Annotated in this window: 21 protein-coding genes and 1 tRNA gene; 11 read left to right on the forward strand and 11 right to left on the reverse strand. The window is 39.0% G+C overall.

Features of this window, described 5'->3' with window-relative positions; translation table 11 throughout:
* Positions 1–326: 326 nt before the first annotated feature.
* From H6G06_RS13780 to H6G06_RS13800, 5 genes are all read right to left on the reverse strand, one after another.
* The gene (locus tag H6G06_RS13780; RefSeq protein WP_190560995.1) at positions 327–524 is read right to left on the reverse strand and encodes an NblA/ycf18 family protein; all 198 of its coding nucleotides are present in this window, start codon (positions 522–524) and stop codon (positions 327–329) included.
* A gap of 638 nt (positions 525–1162) precedes the next feature.
* Complete coding sequence (locus H6G06_RS13785; RefSeq protein ID WP_190560997.1) at positions 1163–1897, reverse strand: Stp1/IreP family PP2C-type Ser/Thr phosphatase; 735 nt, start codon at positions 1895–1897, stop codon at positions 1163–1165.
* Between the two features lie 18 nt (positions 1898–1915).
* Positions 1916–3601: an ABC1 kinase family protein gene (locus tag H6G06_RS13790; RefSeq protein ID WP_190561357.1), complete on the reverse strand. Its 1686-nt coding sequence runs from the start codon at positions 3599–3601 to the stop codon at positions 1916–1918.
* A 213-nt stretch (positions 3602–3814) separates the two neighbouring features.
* Positions 3815–4138: a DUF6825 family protein gene (locus tag H6G06_RS13795; protein ID WP_190560999.1), complete on the reverse strand. Its 324-nt coding sequence runs from the start codon at positions 4136–4138 to the stop codon at positions 3815–3817.
* A 699-nt stretch (positions 4139–4837) separates the two neighbouring features.
* A complete protein-coding gene (locus tag H6G06_RS13800) occupies positions 4838–7531 on the reverse strand; it encodes a CBS domain-containing protein (RefSeq protein ID WP_190561010.1) in 2694 nt (897 codons plus the stop codon).
* Positions 7532–7855: 324 nt separating this feature from the next.
* Here H6G06_RS13800 and psbZ point away from each other — a divergent pair, with 324 nt between their 5' ends.
* The 8 genes from psbZ to H6G06_RS13840 all read left to right on the forward strand — a co-directional run bounded on the left by psbZ (position 7856) and on the right by H6G06_RS13840 (position 13504).
* Positions 7856–8044 carry a photosystem II reaction center protein PsbZ gene (gene psbZ / locus H6G06_RS13805; protein ID WP_190561012.1) on the forward strand — a complete coding sequence of 63 codons (189 nt, stop codon included), beginning with the start codon at positions 7856–7858 and terminating at the stop codon, positions 8042–8044.
* Positions 8045–8211: 167 nt separating this feature from the next.
* Positions 8212–8769, forward strand: a complete 558-nt coding sequence (gene ribH, locus H6G06_RS13810; RefSeq protein WP_190561014.1) for a 6,7-dimethyl-8-ribityllumazine synthase — start codon at positions 8212–8214, stop codon at positions 8767–8769.
* A gap of 148 nt (positions 8770–8917) precedes the next feature.
* Positions 8918–8989, forward strand: a tRNA-Gly gene (locus tag H6G06_RS13815).
* 348 nt (positions 8990–9337) lie between these two features.
* Positions 9338–9745 carry a hypothetical protein gene (locus H6G06_RS13820; protein WP_190561016.1) on the forward strand — a complete coding sequence of 136 codons (408 nt, stop codon included), beginning with the start codon at positions 9338–9340 and terminating at the stop codon, positions 9743–9745.
* A 4-nt stretch (positions 9746–9749) separates the two neighbouring features.
* Positions 9750–11015, forward strand: coding sequence for a glutamate-5-semialdehyde dehydrogenase (locus H6G06_RS13825; protein ID WP_190561018.1), 1266 nt, complete (start codon positions 9750–9752; stop codon positions 11013–11015).
* A 103-nt stretch (positions 11016–11118) separates the two neighbouring features.
* Positions 11119–12360, forward strand: coding sequence for a hypothetical protein (locus H6G06_RS13830; protein WP_190561020.1), 1242 nt, complete (start codon positions 11119–11121; stop codon positions 12358–12360).
* Positions 12360–12950: an ABC transporter permease gene (locus tag H6G06_RS13835; RefSeq protein WP_190561022.1), complete on the forward strand. Its 591-nt coding sequence runs from the start codon at positions 12360–12362 to the stop codon at positions 12948–12950. The genes H6G06_RS13830 and H6G06_RS13835 overlap by 1 nt, the downstream gene beginning before the upstream one ends.
* Positions 12947–13504 (forward strand): hypothetical protein, encoded by a 558-nt coding sequence (locus tag H6G06_RS13840; protein WP_190561024.1) that lies wholly within the window; start codon positions 12947–12949, stop codon positions 13502–13504. Before H6G06_RS13835 ends, H6G06_RS13840 begins: the two co-directional genes overlap by 4 nt.
* A gap of 80 nt (positions 13505–13584) precedes the next feature.
* Here the strand turns inward: H6G06_RS13840 and H6G06_RS13845 are convergent, their stop codons facing one another.
* From H6G06_RS13845 to H6G06_RS13855, 3 genes are all read right to left on the reverse strand, one after another.
* Entirely contained in the window at positions 13585–14661 is a 1077-nt protein-coding gene (locus H6G06_RS13845) for a fatty acid desaturase (RefSeq protein ID WP_190561026.1), read from the reverse strand.
* A gap of 149 nt (positions 14662–14810) precedes the next feature.
* Positions 14811–15869 (reverse strand): fatty acid desaturase, encoded by a 1059-nt coding sequence (locus H6G06_RS13850; RefSeq protein ID WP_190561027.1) that lies wholly within the window; start codon positions 15867–15869, stop codon positions 14811–14813.
* Between the two features lie 257 nt (positions 15870–16126).
* Positions 16127–16945 carry an acyl-CoA desaturase gene (locus H6G06_RS13855; RefSeq protein ID WP_190561028.1) on the reverse strand — a complete coding sequence of 273 codons (819 nt, stop codon included), beginning with the start codon at positions 16943–16945 and terminating at the stop codon, positions 16127–16129.
* Positions 16946–17054: 109 nt separating this feature from the next.
* Between H6G06_RS13855 and H6G06_RS13860 the strand changes: the two genes are divergently transcribed.
* Positions 17055–18284: a methionine gamma-lyase family protein gene (locus H6G06_RS13860; RefSeq protein ID WP_190561029.1), complete on the forward strand. Its 1230-nt coding sequence runs from the start codon at positions 17055–17057 to the stop codon at positions 18282–18284.
* A 110-nt stretch (positions 18285–18394) separates the two neighbouring features.
* Complete coding sequence (locus H6G06_RS13865; protein WP_190561031.1) at positions 18395–18772, forward strand: GxxExxY protein; 378 nt, start codon at positions 18395–18397, stop codon at positions 18770–18772.
* Positions 18773–18832: 60 nt separating this feature from the next.
* Here the strand turns inward: H6G06_RS13865 and H6G06_RS13870 are convergent, their stop codons facing one another.
* On the reverse strand, positions 18833–20032 hold the full coding sequence (locus tag H6G06_RS13870) for a Coenzyme F420 hydrogenase/dehydrogenase, beta subunit C-terminal domain (RefSeq protein WP_190561033.1): 1200 nt from the start codon (positions 20030–20032) through the stop codon (positions 18833–18835).
* Between the two features lie 252 nt (positions 20033–20284).
* Between H6G06_RS13870 and H6G06_RS13875 the strand changes: the two genes are divergently transcribed.
* Complete coding sequence (locus H6G06_RS13875; protein ID WP_190561035.1) at positions 20285–21022, forward strand: PspA/IM30 family protein; 738 nt, start codon at positions 20285–20287, stop codon at positions 21020–21022.
* Positions 21023–21210: 188 nt separating this feature from the next.
* Here the strand turns inward: H6G06_RS13875 and H6G06_RS13880 are convergent, their stop codons facing one another.
* On the reverse strand, positions 21211–21984 hold the full coding sequence (locus H6G06_RS13880; RefSeq protein ID WP_190561037.1) for a hypothetical protein: 774 nt from the start codon (positions 21982–21984) through the stop codon (positions 21211–21213).
* Between the two features lie 53 nt (positions 21985–22037).
* Positions 22038–22799: a cobalt-precorrin-6A reductase gene (locus H6G06_RS13885; RefSeq protein ID WP_190561039.1), complete on the reverse strand. Its 762-nt coding sequence runs from the start codon at positions 22797–22799 to the stop codon at positions 22038–22040.
* Positions 22800–22880: the final 81 nt, after the last annotated feature.

Consider the following 22880-nt stretch of genomic DNA (forward strand, 5'->3'; position numbering starts at 1 on the left):
ATTAGAGTGCAAATAATCCTGCACTCTTCACATCACAACTCAGTAGGTTGCGCCGTCAAAGCTCGGCACACAAGAAAAGCTTGTCATGATTTCATGAGTGGATCTTATGTAAAGACTAGATTAGTTTGGGCTATATGTAAGTAATATCATGCTCTAGAAACTTGGTCAGCCTATTATTAGACTGGGATATGATTGATTGAGTTAACTTTGTGGAATCGGGTGGGTATTAGTGATCGAAGTTGACGCCCCAGCATCCCCAGCTTTTTTCCTCTATTGGAACCAAGCAAGAGAAGGAGGTCGCCCACTGCGACAAAAGCAACCTTACTCTATGCCATAGTGGAACCTGAATCTAATCCCCACTGATGCTTGAGAAGCTCTTTATAAGTTGCTTCCCGCATAACCATTTGCTCATATAGCTTCACTAAAAAGTCTTGGGCTTGTTCATGGCTCATATCCTTGACTTGTGTGGCAAATGAACGGATGTTAAATTGCTGTTCCAAGGAAAGCTCAATTGGTTGATTCATAGTTAAAACCTAAAAAACAACGCGTAAAAGTGAGATCGGTGACAGAAAAGCCAAGGAGGTAATACTTGGGATTATATCTGTCATGAACATTTGTATGTTCCTCCGTATTAAGAAAGATAACAATTGTTTGACAGATTGCCCAGTGCCTTCTGGTTAATTTTTCTGCTTCTGTATCTTGCATTTAAACCTACTGGTATACGACCCCGGTTTACCAAGGTATATTTTGGGTAAATAGACTTATGGAAAAATGAAGGTGTTTTACAGTAGATCCTGTTTGGGCTTTATTTCTATCCTTGCAGTTGGGACTGGCAAGGATGAGCGGTACAAAATATCAGTTTCCTAGATTATGAAAATTGAGCCTCATCAGGTGAATTGAGAGGCTTAAAGATATTTTTAGCAATTTGCGAACAGGAAAAATGCTCAAATTGAACAAAATGCTGAGTATATTTACCTGAAACAGCAAAAAGTCTCACACCTAACCGATAGGGAAGTGTTGAGATGAATTGCGAGTGAGTTGAGTTGCGTAGTTTGATTGTATTTGAGCGTAGCGAAAACAGAGAACACTACAGCGACGTAAAGAACTTTTGCCTCTTGCCTTTTGCCTATTCCCTGTTCCCTGACTAATGACCAAATTAAGATTAAGAATTTTCTTCCACAGCGACCAGGACGACTGTGATGTTGTCGTGTCCACCTTGCTCTTTTGCGGCTTCAATTAGAGAGAAGGCTGCTTTATCCAGGACAGAAAAATCTTCGAGGCAGCTTTTAATCTTTTGCTCAACGAGTTCTTCGGTCAGTCCATCGCTACATAAAAGCAAGCGATCGCCAGATTTTATATCTAGTGGTTGTACATCAACATGATGCAAGTCTTCACGTCCCAAACAGCGTGATAAAACATGACGATAGGGATGTAACCTGGCTTCCTGGGCTGAGAGATCGCCTATTTTGATGGCTCTGGCTATCCAAGTATGATCTTCTGTAATTTGCTCGAGTTGGGATTCTCTCAACCGGTATAGTCGTGAATCTCCGACATGAGCGCACAAAGGTGGTTCTGGAGAACGGAAAACCACGGCTACAACCGTTGTCCCCATATCAGCACGTTGGGGATGATTTTGCTGATCCTGCAAAATGGCTTTATTAGCTGCCCATAAAGCTTGTTCTAATAATTCTGGTGCGGGTTGGGAAGATTGCCAATTTGCCGATAAATAAGCCTTAATTTCTTGGGTAGCAATGCGACTTGCTTCCTCTCCTCCTGCATGACCACCCATACCGTCAGCAACTATAAAAAATCGCCCTTCAGGGTCTATATAGTAAGCATCTTGATTATTAGAACGAATAAGTCCCGGATCAGTAGAACCCGTGAAGTTAAGTTTCATAAATTTTGTTGGCAATAATTAATACTTATGATCATAACGGTCAAGGCGTGAAATTAGCCGGAGAAGTATGAATGAGACTCCGGCAGCAATTAAACCAGCTATTGCGGCTAACCATACATAATGATTAACCAGGAGAATGGTAGCTGAAACAGTAAAAGCACTGATTATCAAAGCATAACTCATTCCCATCTGAATATTACTCTGTCGTCTTAACAGCCGTTCTGTTTCTACAGAACGAACCCGTAGACGAATATCACCGCGCTCTAACTTATCTAGAGTATCTTCTAATCGACGTGGTAAACCTAAAGCAGTGCTACTTACTTGTACTGCTTGACGACTTAATTCATTCAAGAAGCTATTCCCCTCTGGACCACTACTATTAGTCATAAGTTCCATTGCATAAGGCTGGGCAACTTCCATAAAATTAAATTCTGGATCTAAGCCCTTACCTACCCCCTCCAGGGTAGAAAAAGCCCGCATCACAAAAGTGAAAGTTGCGGGAAATCTAAATGGTTGATTGTAAGCTATTTCATACAGGTCTTCACTGATAGCGGCAACTGATTGGTTTTCAAAGGGTTTATCCATGAAATTGTCCAGCATATACTGGACGGAACGCCGCACAGGTCCCATGTCATCTACGGGAGCGATCGCTCCCAAATCGATCAGAGACTGAACCACGCGATCGCCATCTTTTTGGGCGATACCAAACAGAGTTGCCATCAAACCTTCTCGGACATTGGATTTAATCGTTCCCATCATCCCGAAATCGTAGAAAATCAAAGCACCATCGGGGCTAACGGCTAGATTACCAGGGTGGGGGTCAGCGTGGAAGAAACCATTATTTAATAACTGGTGTAAGTAAGCTTGAGCGCCGTAACGAGCGATCGCTTTTCGATCCACACCTGCCGCCTCTAGAGCCTCATACTGACTAACTTTAATCCCCGGTACATATTCCAAACTAATTACCCTAGAGGTAGTATAACGCCAGTAAACCCTGGGTACTTTCACCCAGTCGTAAGCGCGGAAATTGCGGCGAAAAGTATCAGCATTGCGCCCTTCACCCAAGTAATCAATTTCTTCCCAAAGAATGCGACAACATTCTTCATAAATGCCCATCCAATCTCTTCCCTTTCCCCACCGGGGATGGTTTTGAAAGTAACGAGCAATACCCTTGAGAATTTGTAAATCTATTTCAAATAGCTTCTTGAGTCCCGGACGTTGCACCTTGACAACTACTGATTCTCCAGAATGTAAAACAGCTTTGTGTACTTGTCCCAAACTAGCAGCAGCAAGGGGAACAGGTTCAAAACTGTGGAATAGTTCAGGAATTTTTTTACCTAATTCTTGCTCAATAATCGTTTCTACTTGCTCATAGCTAAATGCTGGCACTCTATCTTGTAACTTAGATAGTTCCTCTACATATTCACTAGGAAATATATCCGCACGGGTAGAAAACAACTGCCCAACTTTAATAAAAGTCGGTCCCAAATCTAAAAAGGTATTTCTAATCCAGATTGCTTGAGCTTTACGTCTAGCAGCTTGTTTGGCTTCTGTTACACCACCAGGGTAACTCCAAGCTTTATTATACCGCCAAAGTTTGAACATTAAGGTCAAAACAAAAGACCAAATATCCACATAGCGGCGTTTGCTAGAGTATTTTTCCCGATTCCAACGGTAAGCCTTATCTGAATAACCTTGTTCCATATTTTTTTTGTACCGTTGGGTATTCACCGAATCACCAGTAAAAACAGACACTCTGTTTCCTAAATGTTTTTGATTAAAGAGGATTGGGGACTGGGGACTGGGGACTAGGGACTAGGGACTGGGAAGAAATGAATTCAAAATTCAAAAACGCTTGTCTCTTGTTTCTTGTCTCTTGTCTCTTGCCTGTTCACTGTCACCTGTCACCTGTCACCTCTATTTTGACGTACTGCGATATTTTTGGAGTTCAGTTCGCAATAAGGCTATTTCAGCCCGTAATTCATCTATTTCCGCCTGTAAGTCTGTTGAACCTGAGCCAGATGCACTACTACCTGTAGTGGTGCCAGTTTCGGCGGATTCAGCTGCCCGATTAGCTCGTGCTATCACTTCTTCTGTAAACTGGTGTAGCTGCTCTCTGGCTTCAGCATCAAATTTACCCAGTTCACTCAAAGCATCGGTCAAGGCGATTTCTACACGCTCATTAATTACTTCAGCTACTGCTCTGCCTACAAAAAAGGCTTGCACAAGGGGATTACTCATAAATTTTTGTAAAGTTGCTCCGCAAGAAAATTATAACTTGCATTTAGCATCAGGTGTTGACTATCATTCAGGAGTTTATCCGTACTTGGCTGATTTTTAATTTGTATAATTTTAGATCATATACCCTGGGATACTCATCTGGTTGAGGAGGAACGAAATCTAAACAATTATGAATATACGCGCAAATATTTATTACAATCTATAATTTTAGATATCGGGTACTTTTTTATTCAATTTAAATTAGGTAATATAATTAAATTGTCAGAATCAGGATGTCCAGGATTAAAGGATTTACCGGATTAAATAACAAAAATTAAACGCAGATAAACGCAGATGATTTTTTACCTCATTATCAAAATTTCCAGGATTAAAGGATTGACAGGAAGTAAATTTTCTCTGTGTCCTCTGCGTCCTCTGCGGTATGCCTAATGCCACGCTCTGCAAACGTTTTAAAAAATAGAATTTGTCTGCATCAGGATAACCAGGATTAAACAATTTACAGGATAGTAATTGATTAATTTTTGGTTGGTTGTTAAGGTTGTATTTGTAAGCATCAGGTGATAGGGGGGAACCGGGAACAGGTGACAGCATTTTTTTAAATACAAATTACTAATAGTAACATCAACATCCTGAAAATCCTAAAATCTTGGACATCCTGATTCTGACAAAATCCACATCCTGATGATGACAATGTTAAAATTAACGAGGATAATGCTTGGCTAAAAATTCTCGTGCCTCAGCTTCATCCTTAATTAAACCATCTAAAGTAGCAGTCAATAAATCATCCAGAATTTGCTTATATAAGGGACTAGGTTGATAACCCAGTTGTTTTAAATCATTCCCATTTAATAAAGGTTGTATGTTTGCCAAATAGGTTAAAAAATGCCAAATCTTACGCTTAATTTTTCGCTGACTTTGCAAAGCAATTAAAATCAAAGTCGGTAAATCATACTTTCGCAACAATTGGACAATTTGACTAGGTGATTTACAATTTGGCAATGATGTTATTACTGTTGTTTGCGTTTCAATTAATTTATTTAATCTAGCAATACTATCATCAGATAATTGCAGATTTTTAGCTATCTTTGCTCGATATTTCGGTTCTAAGTGAGTAATTAATAGCTCTAACCGAATTTGCCAATGATTTAAACTTTTTTGTTTGTCAAATCTTCGCAAACAAATTTCTAATAAATGTAATTTTCGTAAAATGTCTCCATCTAATTTTAGGCTAGGATGGATACACTGTAACGCACCTAAATTATCTAATAAATGTAAAGCTGATTGCCAATACGGTGCTTCGAGAATATGTTTTATTTCTGTTTTTAAACGAGTTTGCAAAGCGGGAGTTTTGGTATTTTCTTGAGTTGTTCTGTCATAAACTCCGCTATTTATAGCATAGCGAATATACTCTTCTGTTCTCTGTTCTATTTCAAATCCAAACCTCACAGCAAACCGAACTCCGCGATAAATTCGAGTAGGATCTTCAATAAAACTGTTAGCGTGTAAAACCCTGATCTGCTTTGCTTTTAAATCCAATAAACCACCAAAAAAATCTAATAATTCACCACTCCGAGGAGATGTTAACCTTAATGCCATTGCATTAATAGTAAAATCTCTTCTATATAAATCTTGACGAATTGAACTCGCTTCAACTTCAGGATTTGCTGCTGGATAAGGGTAAAATTCAGTTCTAGAAGTGGCAATATCTACCCATAATGAATCTAACTCTGGGTCTTTATGCCACAATAAAGCAGCAGTTTGAAATGCACCATGAATTTCTAAACGGGCATTTTGATAAATTTGCTGTAGTGCTTTTGCTAGTTCCACTCCTGCACCCACATCTGCTGCTTTATGGAAACCATCAACTACTAAATCAATATCATTAATCATTAATGTGCCAGTTTGGTCTTCTGCTAACAGTAAATCCCGGACTGCACCACCTACTAAATAAAGATGCCAACCTCGTTTTTCTGCTTCTTGAGATGCTATATTTAGTAATTGCCAAAGTTGAGGATTTAATTTAGTTTGTAATTGTGGCAGATTAATCTTAATTTCTCGATCTTTTTTTGTTGCTTCATCGACCGCATCCGCTTGATGTAATTCCCTTAAAACGTCGGTGCGAGTGACAATACCAACGAGATTTTCGTTTTCTAATACTGGTAAACGTCCAATGTCATAAATTACCATCAAAGACTCAATTTGTGGTAAGGTAGTATCTGGTGTAATTGTCTTTAAATTAGTTGTCATGTAACCTTTGACTGGTGCATGACTGAAACCGTGATGTAAAGCAATATCTAAATCACGTCGGGAGATAATACCAACTAATTTATCTTGATTATTAACAACAGATAAACCAGAATGTCCGTAACGTAGTAAAATTCTTTGAGCTTCTGCGATAGTGGTTTCTGGTCGAATAGTACGCACAGGAGAAGACATTAAATCTCTCGCTGTGGGAGGATGGGGAATTTGGGATTTTAAGCTTTCTAAGAGTTGTTGTAAGATTGCTTGTGAGTCAGTGGTGCGAATATTTAAAGATGCGGCTTGGGAATGTCCACCACCGTCAAAAAGTTGAAATAAGAGATTAAGATTTGTATGGGGAATTTTGGATCTACCAATCACCGTTAACCGAAATTCACCATCATCCAAAGGATATTCATGTGCCAAAAGTATGGCATCAATTTCTGTTAACTCAACCAGTTCTGATGCTAAACCTGATAACCCTGGTACAAACTCATCTGTTTTCAGCGTAATCCAACCAATCGTATATCCCCGCAGACAAAGATATTGTAAATTTTCCAGCGCCTGAGTTAATAATTGTTGCAACTGGGGAGATAAACCAGGATCACGGTATGTTGAAATTACAGATAAACTTGCCCCTTGCTGCATCAACCAAGCTAAAGCTAAAGCATCTCTAGACGTAGACTGGTCATAAGTTAAAGAACCAGTATCAACATGAATCCCCAAAGCCATCACCGTTGCTTGAGCAGAAGTGAGGGAAATACCACGTTTTTGCAGTTCTTCCACCATTAAAGTTGTAGTAGCACCCACCCGATCAACATATAATTGCGTAGTGGGAATATCGCTATCTTGTCCAAGATGATGGTCATAAACTACAATTTCTTGAACATTGGGTAAATCGAACCATTCAGCAGCTTTACCCAAGCGATCGCGCTGTTGAGTATCCACCACCATCAAAGAACGGATTTTTTCAGGATTGACAGCACGCCTTTCAATCAGCGAATATTCATCCCGATACAGAGCCAAAAAATCCCTCACAGGTGGATGCGCTCCCCCAGTTAACACAATCTTACTTCCCGGCTTGAGACAAGTTAATCCCACAGCCGCCCCTAAAGCGTCAAAATCAGCAGTTGTGTGACAAAGAATTATATCCATAAATTGGTGACTGGTGATTGGTGACTGGTGACTGGGAAGAATAAATAATTCAATTATCTACACCCTGTTCCCTGTTCCCTGTTCCCTGTTCCCCGTTTCCTATTCCCTGTTCCCTGTTCCCTGTTCCCTGTTCCCTGTTCCCTGTTCCCCGTTTCCTGTTCCCTGATTGATAATTGATCAACTGTTACAAAGCAGCTTTAAAATATTAATTGTTCAGAAGACCAAGTGAGTAGTTCACAGGGGTCACTGAGCAACCTAGTCTGTCCATCATACCGCGACAGTCTGGGGGAAAGTTACGATTTCGCTGTGTTGGGAAAAGTAAAAATGACCATAGTATTCCAATTTGCTTTAGTATCTCTAGTTCTGATGTCCTTCGTCCTAGTTGTTGGTGTTCCTGTTGCTTACGCAACTCCTCAAAACTGGGTTGAATCTAAAAAGCTGCTTTGGGTTGGTTCTGGTGTTTGGATTGCCTTAGTGCTTTTAGTGGGTTTATTAAACTTTTTTGTGGTGTAACTTACCAATGCGGACAGGCAAAAGCGCATAGCATAAATAGCAAAAGAGCAGAAAAGCTAAAGTAAACAGGTCAAAGTGCCTTTTTCCTGAACTGCTTTCCTGCTCTTCTGTATTCAACACAGAAAAGTGTATTGGCTGAGAAGTTATAGTTAATTTAAGAGGCAGTCATGGCAGTTTTTGAGGGAACATTTACTCAAACAGAGCCTTTAAAGTTTGCGCTGGTAATAGGTCGATTCAATGACCTAGTTACCGTCAAGCTTTTAGAAGGATGTCAAGATTGTCTAAAGCGTCACGGTATAAATCCTGACCCTCAAGGCAATCAAGTAGACTATGTATGGGTTCCAGGCAGTTTTGAAGTTCCTACGGTAGCTCGCCAGTTAGCACTCTCCCATCGCTATGATGCCATAATTTGCTTAGGTGCGGTAATTAAAGGGCAAACACCCCATTTTGATTATGTATCTGCTGAAGTAGCTAAAGGTATTGCTGCTGCCAGCTTTCAAACTGGTGTACCTGTGATTTTTGGCATTTTGACTACAGATACCATGCAGCAAGCATTGGAAAGAGCAGGGATTAAAAGTAATCACGGCTGGGATTATGCCATGAACGCCATAGAAATGGCCAGTTTGATGCGTCAGTTACGCTCTAACCTAGCAGAACCTTATGCTCTTAATGCCCAATCTTTACCAGCATCACTACAAAATCCTGTGGAGTCAGAAGTAGTTTAGTGATTGGGGACTGGGGACTGGGGACTGGTGATTGGGTTATTAACCTCCCTCTATCCCTGCTCCCTGCTCCCTGCCTATTCCCAAAAAAAATCAATTCAGGGGTTGACAAACCAAAATAAATTTGAGAAACTAATATTAAGTTGAGATTGCGGGTATAGCTCAGTGGTAGAGCGCAACCTTGCCAAGGTTGATGTCGCGCGTTCGAATCGCGTTACCCGCTCTGAAAGTTACATCTAAATAATATCAAACATTGTGATCAGGTCTGTGAAATCGTTTTTGAATTTCCAGACCTAAAATTTGTATCAGGGTTAATTCACGGCTGGGTTTAAAGCTGACCGCTGACTGCTGCTGTATATTCAGTTGGGCATTTTGTCTAATTGATAATAGCGGCTACAATGCTGGCAGAAATATACTAGAACTAGTGCTAATTGTGGGAATGTTGGCCACGATGAAAGCTGAGAGTCACCGAACTAAGCTGACTTGTGGAAACAGATCATCCAAGAAGCAATTTTTGGTATTCCCACCCAGAACTATTAACAAAAACACGCTCAAGTTATTTAAACTGTTTGTGCCATCTCAAAAACCTGAAAAAATAGACTTAAATACGGATTATACTTGTCCTTGTCGTCGTCGGGGGCGGTTAATTCCTATCACCCTGACAGACGCATTTGGCTGCGATCGCTGTCAGCAAATATTCGTTGTTGAAGATAATGGATATGTACTGGAGCAACTTTCCACTACTTATCCCTATAAGCGGGCTTGGCGCTGGACAGGCAATAGTTGGAATGTGATCCAACCCCGATTGGGAGAAAATTATCTGCCGATAGCGTTGGGCATTATTTTCGTGCTAGTGATTATATGGCTACCATTAGCATTACGCCTGGCAAATGGTTCGAGTATTATTGCTTGGGCAATAGTGGCGGTGCTATTAGCTATTCTGCCAGCAATTATGGTCTGGCTTACCTACAGACGTTAACTTAATGACTGTTGAAGTTTTTGATGATTGTCCCGAACCCATGAACAGCGCCAAACGCGCTTATCAAGCCTCCTTGAAATTAGGGACTACCAAAGGGGCAGACCGGAGTCGCGCTGTCCTGGCAATGGCACGGGCGCTCGAACGCTCATTTGACGACATTCTCGAAGCCAATACCCTGGATCTAGAAGCCAGTCGAGAAATGGCAGTACCAGAATTAATTTTGGACTGGCTGAAACTAACTCCCTCTAGGTTAGAGAATACAGTTGATATTCTCCAACGCTTGGGGGAATTATCCGATCCGCTGCGACGGGTGAGAAATGCCGATTATCAACAGGAAGACTCCCAAAGTTATACCCAGTTAATGCCCTTGGGAGCGATTGGATTTATTTATGAAGCTTTCCCAGAACTAGGGGCGATCGCTGCTGGTTTTTGTCTGAAAACTGGTAATACTGTGATTCTCAAAGGCAGTACAGAAGCCAGTCATTCTAATGCAGCGATCGCCGAAGTCCTGCAAACAGCCATTACCGACGTTGGTTTACCAGCAGGCTGTGTAGAACTAGTTACATCTGAACATGGTACTTCTGTACGCGATTTAGTCACTCAAGACCAGTATTTAAGTTTAGTCATTCCCTACGGACGTTCTAGCTTAATCCAGCAGGTGGTAAGACAAGCAACCTGTCCAGTTTTAAAATCAGCAATGGGTAATTGTTACCTTTACTGGTCTCTCAATGGCAGTTTAGAGATGATCCGCTGGATGATTTTAGATAGCCATGAAAGCGAACCAGATCCAGTCAATGCCATTGAAAAAGTTTTAATTCATCGTCAAGCTTTACCATCTTCCTTGTCTGTGCTGTGGAATAGCTTAAAAGAAAAAGGCTTTGAACTCAAAGCAGATGCAGAATTAGTGGAAGCTTTTCCCCAATTACAACTAGCAAAAGATGGAGAATGGGGAACAGCTTATTTAACCAAAACAGTCGCTTTTAAATTAGTAGATAGTTTGGAAAGTGCGATCGCTTGGATTAATCAATATAGTAGCGGTCATGCTGATTCCATAGTTACAGACTCTTACCAAGAAAGTCGTCAATTTGCTTTAGGAGTCAATAGCGCCTCTACTTATATCAATGCTTCCCCCCGTTTTGCCCGTAACCCCTCACGGGGAGATTCCGTATTTTTGGGAATGTCAAATCAAAAAGGACACCGCAGAGGCTTCATTAGTTTGGAAACCCTGACGACTGTGAAGCATATTATCCAGGGGAATGGGCGGTTTTAAAAGTTACGAGTGAGGAATAAAACTGTTATATATTTATAATGATAATTAAAGATATTCAGCTATTTCTCACATCACACACAAATTTGTAGAGAGTTGAAATTATATGTCTAATCGACTAAAGCTTTTTCGGGAAAGAATGGCGGCTTTTGAGGGTGCAGCAAATCCATCAGAAGCAATTGAAAGTGGTTATTATGTACACGCACCAGGAAAATTACTTGTAGATGATATTGCGAATCGTATAGCTTTGCGTCCGTCTTCTTCACATCTTCTTTTAGGAGGAATTGGATCTGGGAAAACAACTCAATTATTAGTTGCTTGTCAGCAAATTAATGAAATAGAAGATATTCATGCAATATATATAGATGTTAGTCAATATACGGATATTTCTAAAATCACAAGTGGTGTTCTAACTGCGATTGCTGGATTAGAACTTGCTAATCTTATGAAAGATAGTGAGGATGTAAATATCAAGGAATCTATCAGCTTAATTCATAAGCTTGCCTTGGGTTATGAAGAAAGTCGTATTACAAAATATAGAACTTTATTTGATCCAATTGAACTTCCTAAACAAAAAATAGAAAAGGTAAAACACGAAGGTATTATTCCAGCCATATCAGGTCAATTTAGTATAAAAACAGATTTACTGAAAGTAGTTAGTACACTAGCTAAAGAAGCTAGAAATAAGTGTGGTTATATAGTTATAATATTCGACGGACTAGATAGACTAGATTATGCCAAAAGTTTTATCCAACTTCTATATTCAGATGCAAAAGCTATTTCATCTATGGGTATTGGTCTATTATTAGTAGGTCCATTAACTGCCATTTATGGTGACTATCGTGATACAGTAGATAAGATTTTAGATTACTTCTACTATCAGCCTTTTTTTGATGTAGAAAATGATTCTGAATCATATAAGTTTTTTGAAAAAATTATTCAAACTCGATTATCTGAAGATTTTATAGAAGAATCAGCAATTAAAGCACTTATTCATTATTCTGGTGGAGTTTTACGAGACTTTATTAGCTTTACACAAGCCGCAATTGAGGAAACATATTTATCAGGTGAAAATAATGTGAAAGAAAACCATGTATTAAAAGCAGTTGATTCTTTTAGTAGAAGTCAATTGCTTGGAGTTTCAGATCAAGAGTTGATTATTATTGAGAAAATTATCAAGACAGAAATTTTTATCCCCAGAACTGATGAAGAATTGAGATTACTGGTAAGAAGAATAATTATTGAGTATAGAAATCCCAAAATACGTTACGCAGTTCATCCATCTGTTAAGTCGGTAATTGAACAAATAATAGAAGCAAGTTTAAATGTCCAACAGCTTATTTTTTAATGATGAATTTCCTTACATCACTTTCCATAGATGAATTTTTACAGAGAATTGGAACACAACCAAACGGAAATACTTGGTCAGCACTTATTACTTCAAATTTAGATAGTCAGCAATTAGTAGATGATTTACAAGAAACACTTAGCATTTTTGCAGAATGTCAAGTAGGATGTTTTTCTGCAAATTCTGAAACTAATACTCTAGTAGAAACAATTATTAATGCAACTGAAGATTATTTAATTCTTTGGAACTTTGAACAATGGGATAAAAATAATTGGTATGAATTTGATTGTATGCGAAGTTCACTGATGAGAAAACGCGGAGTAGTTCTGATTTTATCACCAGAATCAGCAAAAACTATGTTTTCTTATGCTCCAAATATTGTTAGTTGGCTCGGTTCTAGGGTATATTCATTTTTAAAAGACACAGAATTACTCAGTGTTAAAGAAATTCAGGAAAGACTAGCAGCACTTAGAGAATGGTCAGGTTTAACAGACTCTCAAATAATTGAAATGGCTGAAATAGGAACTTTACCACCTGAACCTGAATATGCTGAATGGCTTGTTTTACTGGAACGGGGGGATTTAATTTGAGTAGTAAAAGTGACTGGGTGCAAATTTGTGAGGATGTCCAAGAACGAATATTAAAAATAACTCCCTTAACAGTAAAAAGTGCAAAGATGCTTAGGGGGGAAATTCTCAAATCTTTAATAGCAGCCCGTGATGATAAGTTTTTAAAAACAGAATTTCATCAAATTCATAATTTATTAAAAATTACACCATCTAAAGATAAAGGAATTATTGAAATTACAGGAGGACAGCGAAACTTTAATCGCATTAAAGAAACTCCTCATTTTGAAAGATGTGATGGTTGCTGGTTTGATTTTGCAATTTTAGTAAATGAAAATATTAAACCTGCTGAAATTATTGCATTTAACTTTGAAATCAGATTTTTAGAAGATAACCCAACAAAATTTTTACGTTTTGACCTAAACTTACCAGAACATAATAATGAGGATAAAGGAAAACGATTTCATTTACATCCAGGTAATGATGACTTGATGGTTCATGCTTCCCCAATGTCACCACTAGAAATTCTACATTTATTTTTATATGACTTAAAAATACCTGAACGTCCTCGCACTTAATAGCAAGAGGATAAGAGGAATAATAGAAACAAAAAAAAGCCCGCACTTGCGGACTTTATGAATCTCAAACCATCTAGGAATTACTTCACATTCTCATGATGATAAGTGTGATAAACCTTAGCACCCTCATCTGGGACAAAACGGCAAACCTTAGCAGAATGCAATAAAGACTTCCAGATGGGTTCTTCAGACTTGTAGTAATAATCGCCCAAAATTGGTTTAATAGCCTCAGTTGCCTTCAACAAATTGTAGTGAGGCATATTCAAAAAGATGTGATGGGCAACATGAGTACCGATATCATGATGGATATGGTTAAAAATGCCATAATCCCGATCAATCGTAGAAATTGCACCCTTTAAAAAAGTCCAATTATCACCACGATACCAAGGTAATTCCTGTTCAGTGTGATGTAAATAAGTTACTAAATCCAACCAAATGATAAATACAATGTAAGGACCAGCGTAGTATTTTAGCAACCACATCCAACCCCATTGATAGGTGAGAAAACCTAACAAACCCACAAAACTAATCCATAGGGTAGTGCTAGTGATAATGTCCCATTTTTCTGAAGGTTTAAAAAGGGGACTTCTGGGGTCAAAATGTGAACCTTCCTTACCAGGAGAACGCTTAAACAAATAAATCGGATAAGCCAACAAGAACACATAGAAACGCCCTATTTTTTGTAATAGGGGCATTTTATTGTATTCAGATTCAGACACAGGATACCAGCTTTCATCATTTTCCAAACTGCCAGTATTTTTGTGGTGAGTTCTGTGGCTAATTCTCCAACCGTGATAAGGAACAAGAATTGGTGTATGGGAGAGATGACCAATCAAATCATTCAGCCATTTATGCTTAGAAAAAGATTGGTGTCCGCAGTCATGTCCAACCACAAATAAAGCCCAAAACATTGTTCCTTGCAATACCCAGAAGATTGGCCAGAAATACCAAGAATCTAGATAATTTGCAACTGCATATAAAGCAGCGACAATGACAACATCACGGAAAAAGTAATAGAGTGATTTAGCCACACTAGGCTGAAAACATTCAGCAGGAATAGCAGCTTTTAAATCTTGGAGAGTAAACGGAAGTTTATCTTCACCCTGAGATGATTCCAAGCTAGGACTTTGGTTGAACTGAACTGTATCTAATTGCACTGGATTTGGTGATGTTAAAAAAAAATCAAGTTAGGGTAGACAATGTTCACTGAATACCGCAAACATTGTAAATTGAAAACTAAAATGATTTAATAAATTTTGATTAATTAAATCATTTTGCTAATTGTCGAATTATTAGCTAGAGACTTTTATTTCTGCGCGTAATATTCGTCAAAGGTTGTATAACCAATGTCAGTTTTATAAAGTTGACATTCATTGGTAATTTGTTTCATTAAATTCCAAGAGAACTTATATTCCTCATGGAGATATGGTTGCCAATTTTCCTTGATGCTGTCGTAAGCTAACCGCAAATTGTAGGAAGGAATAGCGGTAGAAATATGATGGGGAACGTGAACGTTAATATCGTGACAAAGAATTTCCACCCAACGAGGATAATCACAATGAACTGTACCAAATAACTGTGCCATAGCCTCGTTCCATTTGTCAGCAGTTGTAAAAGGAACATCTGGAAGAGTATGGTGAACAATAGTGAAGGTACTCATCCAGAAATGGTAAACCATCCAGGGGATAAACCAGAACTTAATAAAGCCCCAAACACCAGTTGTAATAATCAACGTTGGGAAAACAATAGCCGCAAAAGCTACCACTACAGCCACAGAAAGTTTAACACTAGCTTGGTCTTTTTTCTGGAACTTCCGCGCATCAAAATGCACAACTGCCCAATGTCCAATAGAACCTACCCACCACAAACGCTTCTGCATAAAAAATTGAAATGCAGACTGTCTGGTTTTATCCCAAGCTTCAAAAACTTCAGGTCTGATGGGATGCCATGCGTTATCCTCATCTAGTTTATTTGTATGTTTATGGTGATGATTATGTTTAATTCTCCAGCTGTGAAAAGGATAAATTAAAAACATCATGAAAAAATGACCAACCACATCATTTACCCAACGACGCTTGGCAAAAGAACGATGTCCGCAGTCATGGCCTATAACAAAAAATCCTGTTAAAGCAGTTCCTGTGAAAATCCATGCTATAGGTAGAAGAAACCAGGGAGAAATTGCTATAAAATAATAGCCTAATGCAGCCATAGACAAACTGAGAACTACAGTAGTCCATGCTTTGCGGCTATTTTTTTGGAAACATTCCTTGGGCAGACTTTTGATAATATGTTTTAGTTTTATTTCGTCTTTACCAAGGCTTGTGGAGACGAAAGTTTCCTGGTTTTTGATGATTGATGTAGTCATGAATACCTAAAAAACAACAAAAGGTGATGCAAAGTCACTTTAAAAAGCATTTTGCAGCAAAGTTTTGTAACGTAACATTAATGTCTGAGATTATAGCAACCTAAGAGTAACTTAGGGTAGGTAGTCAGCAATTTAAATTAAAATTTAAAATTTAAAATTTAAACAATTTTCAATTGCTGTCGTTGCACACAAAAAGTCAATAGTTTCGCGCCCAAATTTTGAACATAAAACTATTGACTTTAAAGATAAATTATGCGTTATGCTTTTTTCTCTGCCAGCTTGACATTTGTAGCTAGACCTAGCAGTTGGAGTAATTGAATTGTCATCCAAGTCATATCAATTTCCCACCATTCCAAGCCGTGACGGGCTGAATACTGAAAAGCATGGTGATTATTGTGCCAGCCTTCACCAAATACCAGAATCGCCACCCACCAACAATTAGTGGAATTGTCACCAGATTCGGGATATGTGCGATAGCCGAACTTATGGGTAGCACTATTAACTAACCAAGTACAGTGGTAAACCCAGATGATACGAGCAAAAATTCCCCAAACAACAAAAGACCAGCCACCTAAGGAAAACAGTACCAAGCCCAGGGCAATTTGTAAGAAAATGAAATTTTTCTGTAAAAACTGATAAACTGGGTCATCAAAAATATCTTTCGTAAAGCGAGGAACTTGTTCGTGAGCGGGGGCGAAATGGATCATCCAGCCCATGTGACTCCACCAGAAACCTTTATTAGAATCATGGGGATCATTTTCTGTATCTGAGTGCAGATGATGGATACGGTGTGTACCTACCCACTCAATAGGTCCACCTTCACAGGATAATGTCCCGAAAATAACCAGGACATACTCCAACCATTTGGGAGTTTGAAAACTGCGGTGGGTGACAAGGCGGTGATATCCCAGGGTAATGCCTAAACCGCCAGTCACCCAGTAAAGAAATAAAGCAACACCGACAGCTTTCCAGCTAAAGTTACTAGGAACTAAAGCGAACATAGCTCCGATGTGTAGTGCAACGAAAAATAGGGTGTTAACCCAGTTAATTTGAGGTTTAGAAGTAGCAATTGTCATGCAGTATCCTGAATAGAAATTTGTTCAGCCTAATCTGCGCGATTTTTCGAGTAGCTAGGCGCTACGCGCCATAAATCCGCATATCTATATTTTTTTGAATGAGGAAACAATGAACAGCATAGAAAAGCTACGGCAAGCAGAACAGGCACTATTAGAGATTTTTTCTGGAATTGACGCTCAGGTCAAGCATAATCTGAAACGGGTACTCGATGCTTTTCGTAATCACCGTGTAGGCTCACACCATTTTGCAGGTGTAAGTGGTTATGGACATGATGATTTAGGAAGAGAAACTTTAGACAAAGTATTTGCCGAAGTGATGGGTGCCGAGGCTGCGGTGGTGCGAGTGCAGATTGTTTCGGGAACTCACGCGATCGCCTGTGCGCTATTTGGTGTACTCCGTCCTGGGGATGAAATGTTAGCAGTAGTCGGTTCTCCCTACGATACATTGGAAGAGGTAATTGGCTTGCGGGGGCATAACCAAGGTTCCCTTATTGAGTTTGGCATAAAATACCGCCAATTGGAACTAACCAAAGAAGGAAAAGTAGATTGGCCAGCTTTAAGCATAGCAATCACCGAAAACACCCGTTTAGTCCTCATTCAGCGTTCCTGCGGATATTCATGGCGGCCTAGCCTATCCATAACCGAAATTGAAAAAATCGTCCACATAGTCAAACAACAAAATCCCAACACCGTTTGTTTTGTAGACAACTGCTACGGAGAATTTATTGACACCAAAGAACCAACCCATGTAGGTGCTGACTTAATGGCAGGTTCATTGATAAAAAATCCTGGTGGAACAGTCGTTAGTGCAGGTGGTTATATAGCCGGACGTGCTGACTTAGTAGAAGCAGCAGCTTGTAGACTAACCGCCCCTGGTATTGGTAGTGCAGGAGGAGCGACCTTCGACCAAAACCGTCTTTTATTCCAAGGCTTATTTTTAGCACCACAGATGGTAGGGGAAGCCATGAAAGGAACCTACCTGACAGGATACGTATTTGACAAACTCGGATATCCAGTTAACCCCGCCCCCCTAGCACCGAGAGGAGATGTGATCCAAGCTATCAAACTCGGTTCAGCCAAAAAGCTAATCGCCTTCTGTAAAGCCATCCAACAGTATTCACCCATTGGTTCTTATCTCGACCCCATACCCGACGATATGCCAGGGTACGAAAGCCAAGTAGTCATGGCTGGGGGGACATTTATCGAGGGGAGTACCTTGGAATTATCAGCCGATGGACCTTTAAGAGAGCCTTATATAGTTTATTGCCAAGGTGGGACGCATTGGACTCATGTATCTTTGGCGTTACAAGCTGCTATTGAGGCTGTAGGAGAAGGTTAATAAAAGCTCACGCAAAGACGCAAAGTCGCAAAGGAAGAAAATAGTTTTATACTGTGTCTATGGAATAATGCTCACGCAAAGGCGCAAAGTCGCAAAGGTAAGAAGTGGAGATGAATGATAATGAAATCGCTAAGGAAGTTGTTGATGCTGCTTACAAGATTCACACCAGCTTGGGTCCTGGGTTGTTGGAATCTGCATATCAGGCAATTCTCAAATATGAGTTAGAAAAGCGGGGATTACAGATAGAAGCGGAAAAAGCTATACCTGTAATTTATGACGGTGTACATCTGGGGGATGGTTTTCGAGCAGATTTGATTGTTGAAAATAAGGTCATTGTTGAACTCAAATCTGTGGAAACTCTACATCCTGTACACAAAAAGCAACTCTTCACTTATCTAGTTCTGGCTGATAAACGCCTTGGCTTACTCATCAACTTCGGTGCATCCCTGATCAAAGACGGAATCTCCCGCGTTGTCAACAACTTGTAAAATCACACCAAAGACACAAAAACTTCTTACCTTTGCGCCTTTGCGTCTTTGCGTGAGCTATTATTCCGGTAATTTATACTGTCCCACGATCCGCTTGGCAAACTCCGGTACATGAGCTTCTAATTTCTCTGGATGATTCCGCTTGACGTATAAATAATTTCTCGCAAAGTGGGAATCTATGGAAAATCTTCCGTATTCTAAACCTTTGGGTCCAATTTTATCTATCACTACTCCCATTAATTGCGCTACCCACATCGGTAATGTCACCGCATCATCATAGGCTTTTATACCCTGTTGTACTGCGGGTTTACGGTTGCCTTCTGATATCACAGGTTGGTTGTCTAGTTGATCTTTGACGAGTTCTAACATTTCTTTCCCGGTATCATTTCTCACCACTATCCATTGCCAGGGGTAGGGTGCGCCCATATACCCGACGACGATATCAGCGAGGGAGTTGACGTAATCAAAGCAACTCATACATGATGGGGCAAAGATGTCTTTTAATACGTTGGTTTTTAAGCCAAAGAAGGGTACTTTTTCTTCTGATCCGTCTTCGTGTTTGAAGTGTACCCGGAAGTCTTGCATAAATTCGTAACTAACTACTGTTTCGGGGGATCTGCTGGTGGTTTCTAGGAATTTTTGCAGTCCGGCGCGGGTAACGTTATCTACGCAGGGTGTTCCGAGTACATAGAGTTTTTCTAGTCCGAGTTTTTTCTCGACGGCGCGTAATGCTTGTATTTGACATCCTACTCCGATGACTAATAACCGTTTCATTCCTGATTTTTCGATTTCTTCTAATACGGAGAGGTTAGGGGATAGGGTAGGTTTATTTACTTTGGCTGCTAGTATTTCTTCGGGGGTGCGGGCGATGATGGGCATGGGTTGAAAGCGGTCTTCTTTGGTGTTTTGTACACAGACGACTCCTTCAACTAAACCCCGGTTAAGCATTGCTATGGCGATGGTGCTGACTATTCCTGTCCATTGTGCGCCTTCGATGGGTTGTTGTTTGCGGGCGGCTATCATTTCTTGATGTACGCCAAAATAGAGTTCATTTTCGTCTTCTAGGTTGCGGGGGCGGTTATGGGTGCTGGTTTCTAGTTCGTCTATTCTTTGGGTGATGAAGGCGCACGCTTCTTTGACGTAGTGGATATAGTAGGTGTCGCATAGTCCGCATTCGCTACATAGTTCTTTGGCGGGGCGCACGCTTCCGGGTTTGAGGGCTTTGGCTTTTTTGTGTTTGTTGGTGTCTATGGATGTCATTTATTTTGTTTATTTTGCTGGAATATGGCTTTTATTACCTTACCGTTAGGGGTTGTGATGTGGGTGTTTTGATTTGGGTAAGAGGTTTTTTTCACGCAGAGACGCGGAGGTGGGGAGAGAATAAAGAAAATAATTATATAGTGATAATTTTATTTATGTGCTAACACTTCAGTAAATGTAGGATAGTGATTATTCATAGATTAGCTGTTAGAATTAACATATTTTTGATGTTCAGCAAATACAAAAACAATTATGAGTCAACTTTTTCATCGCCTTAATAGACTCATTAAATCTGAGATAAATTATTCTCAAACTAAAATGAATGTTCCTAAATATCAAGAATTTACAACAGATTTTTCATTATTAGAAGGTAATGATTTGAATGTAACAACTGTTCCTCTCAGTATTACTAATGCGTTGACTGGAGTTAAGTTATATGAAGCAATAATATTTATAGTTGAAGGTGAAAATTCTGTATCTATTGATTCGAGTTATAACTTTGGTGTTACTACTTTAAATAGTTTAATTGCACAAGGAATTACTCTGGCAGAAATTTTAGATTTAGCTATTGAAGATATGGAACAAGAATTAGCAAGCACCCGTGAAGCTACTGTTTCGGCTATGTCTATAGAAAAAATTAATATAAAAAAGTATAATGAAGCTGACGCAGAGTTTAAAAAATGGCAATATAGAACTGATTTAGCTATTGAAAAAGGTAATGATTATTTGGCAGCAGAGGCGTTAAAACGTCAAAAGTTTTTCTTTGTTAAGGTTAATAATTTAAAGGTTGCTATCAAAGAACAGATGATTTTATCGAATTGTTTAAAGCTGAGTTTATTTGCTTTGTCTAATAAAGTTGCTGAAGCTAAGACTTTTCGAGATAATATTGCTAATTTTGAAGAACAGGAAGTATCGGAGATTAAGATAATGGAATCAGATGATTTCGCTGATGATTTAAAAATATTAAAAAGACAATTGGATCAATTATAATTTAAACAAAAGCGTTTATTTTTTTGTGAACTAAAATTAATCAACCTTCGGTTAATTTATCGAGGGTTTTTGCTGTTTAAATACATCTTCTATTATCCCACAAACTCGCATGAATAAAGAATAAATGAAGCGAGAAATTGCAATTATGCTGTTTCAAAAAGAAAAGTTAACTAAAAAATATTTTTCATTTACCCCTTCATCCCCACAATACCTAAAGGACATTTTTCCGGTTTTCTAAACTCCCACGCAACACCACCATCAGCTTCCAACTTAGGTACAGGTAAATCCTCAACTACAGGAGATAATCTAATAATAAAATCAATATAATTTTCTTCTACAGCAGCTTGATAAAATTCTCTTTTCTTTTTCTCATCTTCCGTAATTTCATAACCTATCCAAGCCGTCATTTCTTCCGGTTGACGAGTTCTCAAAAAATAATCTTTAATTGATTCTGGTTCAATACCTGGTTGCGGTCTAAATAATTTAGGATTGGTAATTTGTCCCCAACCTGTAGATAAATCTCCAGGTGCATAACTATATATTTCTATTTGATATATTCCCGGTGGAACTTCTACATAACATTGTAAACCATCACCATCTTCTATTTCCTCTGCTGATGGTAAATTTTGAAATTCCTCTTCATCTTCATCTAGTATTCCTGAAACCACCATCGCACCACAAGAAAGGTCTAATTTCCATCTCACTCTTGCTACCCATTCTTCTGTTTCTTGTGGGTTTAACTCTCCCATCACTACCCGCACTCGATAACCATCATCTTGATAAAGATTCATGGCTAAAAATGCTGGATTTTCCAGAATGAATGGTTTTATTTTTTCGGGTTCGTTTCCCCAAATTAAATTACAAAATTCCTGATAAGGAAGTCCACATAAATCTTTTGCACCTACCCAAATTAAACATCCTGCTTCCCAAAAGCTAAATTCAATTCTTTCACCACTTTTCATATTTTCATTTGATAAATATTATTCATGTTGTTATTATACAACAATTCAATTTCTCAAATCCTCGACTTTTCTAACAACCATTTTACCGCACTTTCCACATCTGCAACTTGTTCTCCTGGTGGTACAGGTGGACGTTTCACCATCACCACTTTTATTCCCATTTCTCGCGCTGCAATAATTTTAGGATATGTGGCATTTCCACCGCTGTTTTTACTCACAATAGTATCTATATTATATTTAGTTAAAATTTCTCTTTCATCCTTTAAAGAAAAGGGTCCTCTATCAAATAACATTAAACCAGGAGGTATCACCACATCTGCATTTGGTGGATCTATCATTCGCATTAAAAACCAGATTTCCTGTAAATGGGAAAAAGCAGATATTTCTTGTCTACCAATAGTTAAAAAAACCCTTTTTATTTGATTTTCTAAAGCTTGATTTTCTAAAGCTGCTGCTGCTTCTGTATTATTTTCTACTTCAATCCAAATATCATCCGGTTGTTGTTCCCAAGGGGGACGATTTACTAATAATCTAGGAATACCCGTTTCTGTTGCTGCTGCGGCCGCATTCCAAGAGATATGATTAGCAAAAGGATGAGTGGCATCAATTAACACATCTATTTTTTGATGTTGTAAATATTCAACTAAACCAGTTACACCACCAAAACCACCAACGCGAACATTACCAACAGGTGCAACAGGTTCACGGGTACGACCGGCTAAAGATGCGATCGCCTCAATTGTGGTAATTTTATTTATACTTGCAGTCAATTCTGCTGCATCACCAGTACCACCGAGAATCAAAACGCGAAGCATAACAATTTTAGATTTTAGATTTTGGATTTTAGATTGATAACCGTTGACAAGGCCGTTAGAACATTAACCAAAACTAAAACC

The organism is Anabaena sphaerica FACHB-251 (assembly GCF_014696825.1).
GTDB lineage: Bacteria > Cyanobacteriota > Cyanobacteriia > Cyanobacteriales > Nostocaceae > RDYJ01.